Below are 10,249 nucleotides of genomic sequence, written 5' to 3' on the forward strand. Positions count from 1 at the left end.
CGCCGTTACGTTCGCGACATGAGCGAGACCAGCACCCCCGGCCGCGGCCTGCGTGTCCTCCGCGCGCCCGAGACGCTCCTGGACGAGCCCGGTGCCCGCCTCTCCCACGGCGGCGTCCTGGACACCCCGTCGGGTCTGTTCACGGTCCTGGCTCTCGAACGCCGGCCGGGTCCGCCGCGCCCGGCCGGATCCGTGTCGCCCTGGCTGGTCTACCTCACGGAGCCCGGCCGCCGCGACGCGCTGCTCGCCCTTCCCGGCCTCTTCGGCGACGCCGAGCACGGCGTCCAGTTCACCGTCTGCAGCTTCGGCCCCGTGCGGGACCCCGGTCGGCTGGTGATGGCCGTCCACCACCCGGATCTCCCGCGTTCCCTGGGGGTGTTCCTCGACTCGCCGGTGACGCCGTCGTCCTCGGCCGCGTGGCTCGTCGAGCCGGCGGTCCTGCCGCCACCGGCCCCCCAACCGGTCCAGGTGTGGCACACCGGGCTCCTCCGGATCCGGAACCTGCTGTTCACGCACCTCGAAGCCACCCCCGACTCCCCGGGCACCGCCGGCGGCCCCGGCACTCCCGACCTGGTGGACGACCCGGCGTGGGACCTCAGCTCCCGGCGCCCCGAAGGCACACCGCGCCCCCTGCAGGCCGGATTCCCGGACGGCGCCCACCACCGCCGGGGCGCCGCCTCGGCGGGCCCCGGGCACTCCAGCTACGACGGCATCCTCTCCGCCCCCGACTCCCCGGCGCTCTTCACCTGGACCTGCCATCCCTGCGGAACCACGGCCGAACAGTCGGTCCGTCCGCGATAGCCGGCGTCAAGATCGTTACGTGGAACGGTTGTTGTGGGCCGACGGGGCCGGGCCGGGTGAGCGGGGGCGCTGCCCGGGCGGTGCGAAGTCCGTGATCGTCCGAGGTAAAGCCACTGGTGGGCGGCCCGTTCATTCGGAATGATCGTGCTCGTGACAGACGCACCGATCGGCCGCAGCGCCGAATACACCATCCTGACCACCGGCTACGTGGGCTCCACCGGCCCCGGGGTCGCCGCCACCGTGTCCTACATATCCGACGCGGGCCGCCACGTGATCTTCGACCCGGGCATGGTCGCGAGCCGTGACCGCATCCTCGCCCCGCTCGCGGAACTGGGCCTCGGCCCGGACGACATCACCGACGTGGTGCTCAGCCACCACCACCCGGACAACACCATGAACGTGGGCCTGTTCGGACGGGCGACGGTCCACGACCACAAGGTGGAGTACTCGGACGACCGGTGGCGGAACCGGGACGCGGAGGGGTACGAACTCACCCCGTCGCTGCGGCTGATCCGCACCCCGGGGCACAGCCCCGAGGACATCACGCTGCTGGCGGGCACGAGCGCGGGCGTGGTGGCGTTCGCCGGCGACCTGTGGTGGCACTCCGAGGGCCCGGCTGACGACCCCGTCGCCCCCGACCGTGAGGTCCTGCGTGCCTCCCGGCTGCGGGTGCTGGCCGCCGCCGACCTGATCGTGCCCGGCCACGGAGGCCCGTTCAAGGCCGACGACGCCGCGCCGCTCTAGCTGTTCTGTCCTGTGAGGTCCGCGGCGCGGACCGCGGAATGCCGTGCGGACATTCCTCGGTGACACGAAGGCGCACGGGGCGGCGGGGTCCGCGAGGTCGACGGACCTCCGCGCGCCGCCGCCCCGCACCGCCCTGTGCGCCGTTCCGGGCCTGCCCGGTTCGGTTGCCGGTCCGGCTCGTTGACAGGGCATGGCGGAAGACGTGGAAGGCGCCGGACCGGCGCCGATGGTGTGGGCGCTGGCGGTGCACGAGTCGGCGGCCGGGGTGCCCTTCGCGGAGGTGATCGTGGAGATCGGCCCGCACCTGTACGGCGAGTTCGTCGAGAGCGTGGTGGACAGCGGGTTCGTCCTGGCGGCGGGGGAGCCGCCCGCCACCACCGCCGTGATGGAGGTGCGCGGATCGCTGCTGACGCGGCTCGTACTGGTGGGCGGCCGACAGGTCTGGGAACCGGCCTCCGAGGTCCGGGCCTCGCCCGGGTGGGTGTCGGCGGCCGAGGGGCGCGGCAGGGTGATCGTGATCCTGGTGCCACCGGGTACCTGGCCGCCCGACCTGATGGAGCTGGGGACCGAGGAGGGCATCGGCGTCTTCACCCGTCGGCTGGACGAGGCCCGGGCCGCGGGGCTGCTGCTGCACGGCGCGGTCCGCCTGGACAGCGGGCCCGAACGAGCCGCCGACCGCCCCTGACCCGAGGCCGGCACCGGCCGTGACGGACCGACACCCCGGCACCCCGGCATCCCGGCATCCCGGGGCGCCGGGCCGGGAACCCTGATCGCCGCCCCCGCGCCCGGTACGCCCTCGGCCGTCACTCCGGACGCAGGCTCAGGACGAGCTCGCGCGGGAGGCCGTGGGTGTCGTGGAGGTAGTGGAGGTCCTCCTCGCCCAGCGGTCCGTGGAAGCGGGGCCGGGCCAGGATCCGCCGTCCGCGTTCCAGCAGCCGGCCGAAGCGCTGCTCCTCGTCGAGCAGCACCCGCCGCACGACGTCCTGCCCCACGTCCTGGCGGAACCGGTCCAGGGTGTGCCGGATCAGCTCGTCCGGCAGGTCCCCGAGACCGCGCCGCGGATCGTCGCGCCGCAGGACGGTGAGCACCCGTCGCACGAGCCGGCGCAGGACGTAGCCTCGGCCGGTGTTGGCCGGGCGCACCCCGTCGCCGATCACGACCACGGCGGAGCGCAGGTGGTCGCACACCAGCCGCAGTGACGGTTCGTCCAGCCGCCACAGCGGTGGCACGAGCCGGCGCCAGGGGTCGAAGACGTCGCACTCGAACACCGACGTCCGGCCCTGCAGCAGCGAGGCCAGCCGTTCCAGGCCGAGTCCGGTGTCGACGTTGCGTTGGGGGAGCGGCACGAGGGATCCGTCGTCGAGGCGGCGGTGACGCATCATCACGTGGTTCCACACCTCCACCCAGCGGTCGTCGCCGGTCGGCGTCGACTCCGGCGGGGTGTCGCCGGTCCACAGGAAGATCTCCGAGTCCGGGCCGCACGGGCCGGTCGGTCCGTTGGACCACCAGTTGTCCTCGACGGTGAGTTCCACCGGCACCCCGCGTTCCTGCCACAGCTCCAGGGAGGAGGTGTCCGGGCCGGTTCGGTCGTCGCCGCCGAAGACGGTGGCGTGGAGCAGCCCCGGGTCGATGCCGAACCCGTCGGTCAGCAGCCCGAAGCCCCAGTCGAGGCTCGACGGTCCCTCGTAGTCGCCGAGCGACCAGCTGCCGAGCATCTCGAAGACGGTCAGGTGCGTTCGGTCGCCGACCTCGTCGAGGTCCGTGGTGCGCAGGCAGCGCTGGACGTTGACCAGTCGCCTGCCGAGGGGGTGCGGGCGCCCCTCCAGGTAGGGGGTGAGCGGGTGCATGCCCGAGGTCGTGAACAGCACCGGGTCGCCGGGAGGGGGCAGCAGGGTCGAGCCGGTGATCCGGCGATGCCCGCGCTCCTCGAAGTACTCGGTGAACGTGCGGACGATCTGATCGCTGTGCATGGGGTGGGCTCCTTCGCGGAACAGCGGGAAGGGCACCGGAGAACAGGTCCGCCCGGTCGACGGAACCGGGGCGCGAACGCGTGGAGCCACCGGCGGACCGTTTCCGGTGGCCGGTGGGAGTGACGGGATACGTCAGGCGGCGGCAACCGGCGAGCTGGTCGCTCGCGCGGTCGCGGTGGTGCTTCGGCCCATGACGTTCATGGTCCCGAGGCTAACGCGCCCCGTGCCCGGGGGCCACACCTTTTGTGCGTGCTCCGCCGAGGCCGGACGCCGGGGGGACCAGGGACGCCCCGGGACGCGCCGGGCGGGCCCGGCCGGGCCCGGTGGCGACGGTGCGGCGGCGGGCGGCACAATGCTCGATCGTGAAGATCACTGCGCGGGAGCTCAACCGGGCCACACTCGGCCGCCAACTGCTGGTGCGACGTGAGCCGCTGGACGTCGTCGAGGCCCTCGGCCGGGTGGTCGCGCTGCAGGCGCAGCACCCGGCCTCGCCCTACCTGGCGCTGTGGAACCGGATCGACGGTTTCGCCCCGGCCGAGCTGGACGCCGCGTTCGCCGACGGCAGGATCCTCAAGGCGACCCTGATGCGGATCACTCTGCACGCGGTCCGGGCCGACGACTACCGGGTCCTGCGCCGGGCGATGCGGCCGACACTGTACGCCGCCCGGCTCGGGAACCGCTTCGCCGCCGCCGGACTCACCCCGGCCGACGCCGAGGAGCTGGTGCCGTCGCTGCTGTCCTTCGCCGACCAGCCGCACGCGAACGGCGAGATGGAGGCCTGGCTGGGCGAACGGCTCGGCGCCGAGCGGCAGGCGGGCGCGTGGTGGGGACTGCGGGCGTACGCGCCGCTGGTGCACGCCGTCACGGGCGGTCCGTGGTCCTTCGGCCCGCGGCCCTCCTTCGTCGCGGCCCACCCTCCGGAGGAGCCCCGGACCGGACCGGGCGGCCGTGAGGTGGACACCGAGGCGCTGGAGACCCTCGTCGTGAGGTACCTGGCCGGATTCGGGCCGGCCTCCGTCGCGGACGTCGCCCAGTTCGCCACGGTGCAGCGGGCGCCGGTGCGTACGGCGCTGCGCGTGCTGGAGGCCGCCGGCGCCGTCGAGCAGCTCCAAGGGCCGGACGGTACAGCGCTGTTCGACCTTCCCGACGCCCCGCGCCCGCCGGCCGACACCCCGGCGCCGCCCCGCCTGATGGCGATGTGGGACAGCGTCCTGCTCGCGTACGCCGACCGCAGCCGGCTGATCCCGCCGGACTACCGGCGGCTGGTGATACGCAACAACGGTGACGTGCTGCCGACCCTGCTGGTGGACGGTCACGTCGCCGGGGTCTGGCGACCGGTCGAGAACGGCATCGAGGCCACCGCCTTCCACGAGCTCTCCGCCGGGGCGTGGGAGGGCCTGGCCGAGGAGGCCCGCGCCCTGACGGGACTGCTGGCCGACCGCGAGCCCCGCGTCTACCGCCGCTACGACCACTGGTGGCCCCGGCTCCCGGAGGGCGTGACCAGGGTACTGCCTGGCTGAACCGGGCCCGCGACGACCCGGTGCGTCGGGGGCTACCGGGCCCGGTCCTCCAGGACGGCCTGTGCGGCGTTGTGTCCGGGAATGCCGCTGACGCCACCGCCGCGGATCGCTCCCGCGCCGCACAGCAGGACGTTGGGGCGGTCCGTCGCCACGCCCCAACGCGCTGCGGGGCTGTCGCCGGGGTCCTGGGCCGTTTCGCCGACGGCTTCGTCGGCGGCGAAGGGGAACGAGAGATCCCGGTGGAAGATGTGACCGCCCGGCAGGCCGACCTCCCGCTCCAGGTCGAGCGGCGTCTTGGCCTCCAGGCAGGGCCGGCCCTCGCGATCCGTCGCCAGGCAGTCGGCGATCGGCTCGGCCAGGACCGCGTCGAGCCGGGCCAGACTCGACGCCAGCGCCCGCTCCTTGGCCGCCGGGTCGGCGAAGAGCCGTGCGGGCATGTGCAGGCCGAACAGGGTCAGCGTCTGGAACCCCTGCCGGATCGCCTCAGGACCCAGGATCGACGGGTCGGAGAGGGTGTGGCAGTAGATCTCCGAGGGCGGAGCCGAGGGGACCCGGCCCGCCGCCGCCTCGGCGTAGGCCGTCTCCAACTGCCGGTAGCCCTCGGCGATGTGGAAGGTGCCGGTGAACGCCTCCCGGGGATCCACGGAGACGTCCCTGAGGCGCGGCAGTCGGCGCAGCACCATGTTGACCTTCAGCTGGGCGCCCTCCGGGGCCGGCCCGGGATCGTCGCCCAGCAGGCGGGCGAGGGTCGCGGGGGCGGCGTTCACCAGGACCCGGCCCGCCGCCACGGTCGCCTCCCCGTCCCGATGGCGGTAGGACACCTCGGCGTCGCCGACGCCGGCGGTGGCGACGGCGGTGACCTCGCAGCCGGTCCGGATCTCCGCACCGGCTGCCAGGGCGGCCCCGGCGAGGGCGTCCGTCACGGCGCCCATCCCGCCGACGGGGACGTCCCAGTCGCCCGTCCCGTTGCCGATCACGTGGTAGAGGAAGCAGCGGTTCTGCAGCAGCGAGGCGTCATGGGCGTGGGTGAAGGTGCCGATCAGCGCGTCCGTCAGGACGACTCCGCGCACCAGGTCGTCGGCGAAGGTCCGCTCGATCGTCTCGCCCAGCGGCCGTTCGAAGAGTGCCTCCCACGCGGCGTCGTCCGCGACCCGTCGGCGCAGCCCGGCGCGCGAGGGCAGCGGCCCGGTCAGCGTCGGGAACACCCGGCGGGCGACCTGCCCGGTCATCCCGTAGAAGCGCTGCCAGGCCTCCCACTCCCGCTCCGTCCCGGTCAGGGCCCGGAACGACTCCCGCGTCCGGCCGGGATCGGCCGCGTCCACCAGCAGCCCGGTGGGCTTCCCGTCGCGGAGGGTGGGGGTGTACGAGGTGATCCGGCGCCGCCGAAGGTCCAGCCGCAGCCCCAGGTCCCGGACGACCTGGTGCGGCAGGAGGCTCACCAGGTACGAGTAGCGTGACAGCCGGGCCTCCACTCCCGGGAACGCGCGGGCCGACACCGCGGCCCCGCCCACGTGCGGCAGCCGTTCGAGCACCAGGACCCGGAGTCCGGCGCGCGCCAGGTACGCCGCCGCCACGAGTCCGTTGTGTCCACCGCCGACGATCACGGCGTCGTACCTGAGGGACGGGTGCGCGCTCACACGGCAACGCTACGGCACCGGCGGCGGCCGGGGAACATGTGCGCGTCAACGAGACGCGTCTCATCGGGTGTCTCATCGGGCGCCTCGACGGGGCGCCTCGACGGGGCGCGTCGCCTTCGCCCGGAGCGTGGCGTCGGGGCCGGCACCGGCCCCGGCCTCGAATAACCCCGGGAGCGGAATGGACCTGGGGGCGGGATTCACGACAGAATGGTCTAGACCTCACTGTCGCTCCAGAAATGGTGGACCAATGGAAATCGTGATCGTGCCCGACGCCGCCGCCGCAGGCAGCCTCATCGCCGCAGCGATCGCCGATCTGCTGACCGCCAAGCCCGACGCCCTGCTCGGTGTGGCCACCGGCTCCACCCCGACGCCGATCTACCAGGCGCTCGCCGCCCGCGTGGAGGCCGGAACCGTCGACGCCTCCCGCGCCCGGATCTGCCAGCTGGACGAGTACGTCGGCCTCCCGGCCGGCCACCCCGAGTCCTACCGCTCGGTGGTCCTGCGTGAGGTCGTGGGTCCGCTCGGTCTGACCGAGGCCTCCTTCATGGGCCCGGACGGCAACGCGCAGGACATCGCCGCAGCGGCGACCGACTACGACCGCGCGCTCGCCGAGGCCGGCGGCGTGGACCTCCAGCTGCTCGGCATCGGCACCGACGGCCACATCGGCTTCAACGAGCCGTGCTCCTCGCTCGCCTCCCGGACCCGCATCAAGACGCTGACCCGGCAGACCCGCGAGGACAACGCCCGCTTCTTCGACAGCCTCGACGAGGTGCCGCACCACGTGCTCACCCAGGGCATCGGCACCATCCTGGAGGCCCGCCACCTGGTGCTCCTCGCCACGGGCGAGGCCAAGGCCGAGGCCGTGGCCCTCGCGGTGGAGGGCCCGCTGTCCGCGCTGGTGCCCGCCTCGGCCCTGCAGCTGCACCCGCACGCCACCGTCGTCGTCGACGAGGCGGCCGCCTCCGGCCTCAAGCTCGCCGACTACTTCCGTGACACCTACGCGGCCAAGCCCGCCTGGCAGGGTCTCTAGAGGTACACCGTCCGGCAGCCGCAGGGCTCGTCGTGGCCGCTGACGTACCCGCGCCGACGAGCCCCGCTGCCGGCCGCCGGGCGGTCCCGCCTGCCCCTCGCGGCAGCGGGGCCGCCCTGCCGTCGGACGGCGCGATGACGACCCTCGCGCGTCCGACCCCGGGATCGAGAGCCGCCGGCCGCACCGGCTGACCGGTCGTTCCGCCGCCGAGGCCGCTCCCTCGACGCGAACGGGTTGACGTTCGGCCCTCCCCGACCGTGTCATGCACTGCACGGCGCCGACGTACGCGCGCGCCGGCCTGCCCGGGGGGCCTTCGTCCGGGTCGGTGGTCAACAACTCCCGACGGCGTGGTGACTCCGCCGCCGGGCCCGGGGCGTGAAGCGCGGGCCGTGTCCGTCTGCTCGGAGTCGCGTACCCGTAGCCCGCCGGGTAAGCCGGCCGCCTCGGTGCAGGACGCGTTCCCGTTCGGGCTGTGCGAGCACTTCCGCCGGCTCGGAGGGCGTGGCTGGTGTCGATGGTGCGACGTGGTGCCATTCGGCGCCACATCGGCGCCGCCCGGTGTCACCCTGTGCCGGTGCGGTGGTGGTGCCCGCGCGGTGTCGGCCCGATCCGGGTTCCCGGTTTCATGTTTCACCAGGTCAGAGTGGTCTTCCCAGAGGCCGCGCCACGCGGGGTGTCGCAAGGGCTTGCGGATGGCGCCATCGTGGTGCCACCATGGCGTCATGGACCTCACCCCGTATGTCGAGAACCTCCGTCGCGAACTCGCGGTGGCCGCCGAAGCCGGTGGGGAGGGCGCCCGCGAGCTGGCCGAGCGGCTCACCCTGCCGCTGGAATCGGCGACTCGTCTGACCTTGCTCAACGTGCTCTCCGCGGCGATGGACGAGGTCACCCGTGAGCTCGCCCCGGGGTCGGTCGACGTGCGGCTGCGCGGACTGGACCCCGACTTCGTGGTGACGCCGCCGTCGGCGGCCGGCCCCGCCGAAGCGCCCGTCGTGCCCGCCGAGCCGTTCCGGGCGCAGGTGTCCGCGGACGGGGACGAGGGCGGCACCGCCCGCGTCAACCTGCGACTGCCGGCGCACCTCAAGGCGCGTGCCGAGGAGGCCGCGACCCGTGAGGGCCTGTCGGTCAACGCGTGGTTGGTGCGGGCCGTGTCGGTGGCGGTCGACGGTGGAGCGCGCCCGCGGGCGACGGAGAGGACCCGAACGGTCGGACAGAGCATCACGGGCTGGGTGCGCTAGCCACGCGCCCGCCGGCACCACTCCACCCACGTGCTGCGTCCCACCAGGGGGGACGCTGCCGAGACCCACGAGGACGGTACAGCCATGCCTTCTTTCGACACTCCCGAACCGATCTCCGTCACCGCCCACGTGGAAGCCGGCTCCGTCCGCTTCACGGCGGCGGACCGCCTCGACACCGTCGTCGAGGTCCGGCCCCGCGACCCGAAGAAGGACCAGGATCTGCGGGCCGCCGAGCGGACCGAGGTCGTCTACGCGAGCGGCACCCTGACCGTCAGGACCCCCAAGCAGCGCAACTCGCTCCGCCGCCCCGGAGTCGTCGACGTGACGGTCGAGCTGCCCGAGGGCTCGCACGTCGTCATGACCGGCTCGTGGACCCAGGTCCTCGGGGAGGGCCGGCTCGGCGAGACCCGGGTGAAGACCTCGTCCGGCGACGTCCGCCTCGACGCCACCGGTCCGCTGACGCTCACGGCCTCCCACGGCTCGATCACCGTCGACCGGATCGAGGGTGCGGCCGAGATCACCACCAGCTCCGGCAGTCTGCGCGTCGGCACCGTCGACGGCCCCGCCGTCCTGAAGAACTCGCACGGCACCACGACCGTCGACACCGCGACCGGCGACCTGCGGGTGAGCGGGGCGAACGGCGACATCAGCATCGGACGCGCGCTGGGCCCGGTCGCCGCCACCACCGCCCACGGGACCCTGCGCGTGGGTGAGGTGGTCCGCGGCGCCGTCCAGCTGGAGACCTCCTACGGCGCCATCGAGGTCGGCGTCCGCAAGGGCACCGCCGCCTGGCTCGACGTCAGCTCGGGCTCCGGGCAGGTGCGCAACACGCTCACCGACTCCGCGCCCCCGGAGCAGGCCGAGGAGACGGTCGAGGTCCGTGCCCGCACCCGGTACGGCAACATCGACATCCTTCGCGCCAGGTCCTGACGCCCGCGGCAGGACCGGCTTCACCCCACCGACTCCCTCAGCTCCGCTTCAGCCCCGAACGGGAGGGCCCCGTGCCTTCGTCTGTCATGCCCACGCCCAGGCGAGGTGGCGACCCGCAGCCGCCCGTCGCCATCTCCGCCACCGGTCTGCGCAAGTCCTACGGCGACAAGACCGTGCTCGACGGCATCGATCTGAGTATCCCGGCCGGATCCGTCTTCGCCCTGCTGGGCCCGAACGGCGCCGGCAAGACCACCGTCGTGAAGATCCTCTCCACGCTCGTCGGTGCCGACGGCGGGCAGGCCCGGATCGCGGGCCACGACCTGACGGCCGCCCCGCAGGCGGTACGCGCCGCCATCGGCGTCACCGGCCAGTTCTCCGC

Annotated in this window: 10 protein-coding genes; 8 read left to right on the forward strand and 2 right to left on the reverse strand. The window is 73.9% G+C overall.

Going from position 1 to position 10,249, the window contains the following annotated elements; translation table 11 throughout:
* Positions 1 to 18: 18 nt before the first annotated feature.
* The 3 genes from ACFWOG_RS35705 (at position 19) to ACFWOG_RS35715 (ending at position 2,230) form a co-directional block, all read left to right on the forward strand.
* Positions 19 to 801 carry a hypothetical protein gene (locus tag ACFWOG_RS35705; protein WP_380363483.1) on the forward strand — a complete coding sequence of 261 codons (783 nt, stop codon included), beginning with the start codon at positions 19 to 21 and terminating at the stop codon, positions 799 to 801.
* Positions 802 to 951: 150 nt separating this feature from the next.
* A complete protein-coding gene (locus tag ACFWOG_RS35710; protein WP_329951263.1) occupies positions 952 to 1,545 on the forward strand; it encodes an MBL fold metallo-hydrolase in 594 nt (197 codons plus the stop codon).
* Between the two features lie 190 nt (positions 1,546 to 1,735).
* Positions 1,736 to 2,230 (forward strand): hypothetical protein, encoded by a 495-nt coding sequence (locus ACFWOG_RS35715; RefSeq protein WP_329876588.1) that lies wholly within the window; start codon positions 1,736 to 1,738, stop codon positions 2,228 to 2,230.
* 118 nt (positions 2,231 to 2,348) lie between these two features.
* Here ACFWOG_RS35715 and ACFWOG_RS35720 read toward each other — a convergent pair whose 3' ends face one another.
* The gene (locus tag ACFWOG_RS35720) at positions 2,349 to 3,515 is read right to left on the reverse strand and encodes an alanine--tRNA ligase-related protein (protein WP_380363486.1); all 1,167 of its coding nucleotides are present in this window, start codon (positions 3,513 to 3,515) and stop codon (positions 2,349 to 2,351) included.
* 362 nt (positions 3,516 to 3,877) lie between these two features.
* On the opposite strand from ACFWOG_RS35720, the gene ACFWOG_RS35725 reads away from it, so the two are divergent.
* Positions 3,878 to 5,035 (forward strand): winged helix DNA-binding domain-containing protein, encoded by a 1,158-nt coding sequence (locus ACFWOG_RS35725; RefSeq protein WP_380363488.1) that lies wholly within the window; start codon positions 3,878 to 3,880, stop codon positions 5,033 to 5,035.
* Between the two features lie 32 nt (positions 5,036 to 5,067).
* On the opposite strand, the gene ACFWOG_RS35730 is transcribed toward ACFWOG_RS35725, so the two are convergent.
* Positions 5,068 to 6,672 carry a phytoene desaturase family protein gene (locus tag ACFWOG_RS35730; RefSeq protein WP_380363490.1) on the reverse strand — a complete coding sequence of 535 codons (1,605 nt, stop codon included), beginning with the start codon at positions 6,670 to 6,672 and terminating at the stop codon, positions 5,068 to 5,070.
* A 247-nt stretch (positions 6,673 to 6,919) separates the two neighbouring features.
* On the opposite strand from ACFWOG_RS35730, the gene nagB reads away from it, so the two are divergent.
* The 4 genes from nagB to ACFWOG_RS35750 form a co-directional block, all read left to right on the forward strand.
* The gene (gene nagB / locus ACFWOG_RS35735) at positions 6,920 to 7,702 is read left to right on the forward strand and encodes a glucosamine-6-phosphate deaminase (RefSeq protein WP_380363492.1); all 783 of its coding nucleotides are present in this window, start codon (positions 6,920 to 6,922) and stop codon (positions 7,700 to 7,702) included.
* A gap of 722 nt (positions 7,703 to 8,424) precedes the next feature.
* The gene (locus tag ACFWOG_RS35740) at positions 8,425 to 8,940 is read left to right on the forward strand and encodes a toxin-antitoxin system HicB family antitoxin (protein ID WP_380363494.1); all 516 of its coding nucleotides are present in this window, start codon (positions 8,425 to 8,427) and stop codon (positions 8,938 to 8,940) included.
* 84 nt (positions 8,941 to 9,024) lie between these two features.
* The gene (locus ACFWOG_RS35745) at positions 9,025 to 9,870 is read left to right on the forward strand and encodes a DUF4097 family beta strand repeat-containing protein (protein WP_329876600.1); all 846 of its coding nucleotides are present in this window, start codon (positions 9,025 to 9,027) and stop codon (positions 9,868 to 9,870) included.
* Between the two features lie 86 nt (positions 9,871 to 9,956).
* Positions 9,957 to 10,249: ATP-binding cassette domain-containing protein (locus ACFWOG_RS35750; protein ID WP_380363496.1), on the forward strand; the 293-nt coding region annotated here is incomplete at its 3' end.

The organism is Kitasatospora sp. NPDC058406 (assembly GCF_042722765.1).
In the GTDB taxonomy this organism is placed as follows: Bacteria; Actinomycetota; Actinomycetes; order Streptomycetales; family Streptomycetaceae; genus Kitasatospora.

Bases quoted from the DNA above. Each gene is read 5' to 3' on its own strand.
- ACFWOG_RS35705 (WP_380363483.1), top strand. From the start codon at position 19: ATGAGCGAGACCAGCACCCCCGGCCGCGGCCTGCGTGTCCTCCGCGCG.
- nagB (WP_380363492.1), top strand. From the start codon at position 6,920: ATGGAAATCGTGATCGTGCCCGACGCCGCCGCCGCAGGCAGCCTCATC.
- ACFWOG_RS35745 (WP_329876600.1), top strand. From the start codon at position 9,025: ATGCCTTCTTTCGACACTCCCGAACCGATCTCCGTCACCGCCCACGTG.
- ACFWOG_RS35715 (WP_329876588.1), top strand. From the start codon at position 1,736: ATGGCGGAAGACGTGGAAGGCGCCGGACCGGCGCCGATGGTGTGGGCG.
- ACFWOG_RS35740 (WP_380363494.1), top strand. From the start codon at position 8,425: ATGGACCTCACCCCGTATGTCGAGAACCTCCGTCGCGAACTCGCGGTG.
- ACFWOG_RS35720 (WP_380363486.1), bottom strand. From the start codon at position 3,515: ATGCACAGCGATCAGATCGTCCGCACGTTCACCGAGTACTTCGAGGAG.